The sequence below is a fragment of the Actinoplanes sp. NPDC049316 genome (assembly GCF_040677315.1).
Lineage (GTDB): Bacteria > Actinomycetota > Actinomycetes > Mycobacteriales > Micromonosporaceae > Actinoplanes.
The window spans coordinates 1-1,212 of the sequence record NZ_JBFAQM010000067.1; the positions used below are offsets into that span (position 1 = coordinate 1).

Below are 1,212 nucleotides of genomic sequence, written 5' to 3' on the forward strand. Positions count from 1 at the left end.
CAGTGTGCTGGCTCAGGACATCGGAAACCCATGTCTCAAGTCATCGGAAACCGGTGTGTCAAGACATAGGAAACTCTGGATGACGGCGATCGTCGCGGGGTGTCCAAAGCCCGTCTTGTGATCACCGCTGTTGTCGTTGAAGGTCGTAGCCAGGCCGAGACCGCCCGCGCCTATGGGGTGTCCAAGGGCTGGGTGTCGAAGTTGATCGCCCGGTACCGGGCCGAGGGTGAGGCAGCGTTCGAGCCGCACTCCCGGCGGCCGAACACCTCACCGACTGCGATCGGCCCAAGTGTGGTCGAGTTGATCGTGGCCGTCCGTAAGAGGCTGGCCGAGCGTGGCCTGGATGCCGGCCCGGACACGATCCGCTGGCATCTGCAGCACCACCATCACGTGAGCGTCTCGCGGGCCACGATCGCCCGGCACCTGGCCGCGCAGAACTTGGTCGTGCCCGAGCCGGCCAAACGGCCGAAGAGTTCCTACATCCGCTTCCAGGCCGAGCAGTCCAACGAGTGCTGGCAGGCCGACTTCACCCACTACCGGCTCACCCGAGCTGACGGCCGGCTCGGCACCGACGTGGAGATCCTGTCGTGGCTCGACGACCACTCCCGCTACGCCCTCTCGGTCACCGCCCACTTGAGGGTCACCGGCGCCGTGGTGCGCCAAAAGTTCCGTGAAACCGTTGCCACTTATGGTGTCCCGGCCTCCACCCTGACCGACAACGGCATGGTGTTCACCACCCGCCTGTCCGGGGGCAGCCTGCGCGGCAGCCGCGGCCGCAACGGCCTCGAACAAGAACTACACCGGCTCAAAGTCACCCAGAAGAACTCCCGCCCGAACCACCCCACCACCTGCGGCAAAGTCGAACGATTCCAGCAAACCCTCAAGAAATGGCTCCGCAGCCAGCCCCAGTCAACCGGCCGACGTCTTCCAGCTCCAGGCGTTGATCGACGACTTCGTCGACGAATACAACCACCGCCGCCCGCACCGATCCCTGCCCCGCTACGCCACCCCGGCCACCGCCTACCAGACCCGCCCCAAAGCCCAACCCGGCAACCGAACCACGCCCGAAACCCACGAACGACTCCGCCACGACCGCATCGACAAAGCCGGAAAGATCACCCTGCGCTACGGCGGGCAGCTCTACTCCATCGGCCTCGGCCGAACCCACACCGGAACCCACGTCCTGATCCTGGTCCAAGACCTCAACATCCG

General features: G+C 65.4%; 2 pseudogenes. Both read left to right on the top strand.

Annotated elements, in window-relative coordinates:
- Positions 1 to 117: 117 nt before the first annotated feature.
- Positions 118 to 831, top strand: a pseudogene (locus AB0K03_RS41075) (helix-turn-helix domain-containing protein); the annotation flags it as partial.
- A gap of 109 nt (positions 832 to 940) precedes the next feature.
- A pseudogene (locus AB0K03_RS41080) lies at positions 941 to 1,212 on the top strand (IS481 family transposase); the annotation flags it as partial.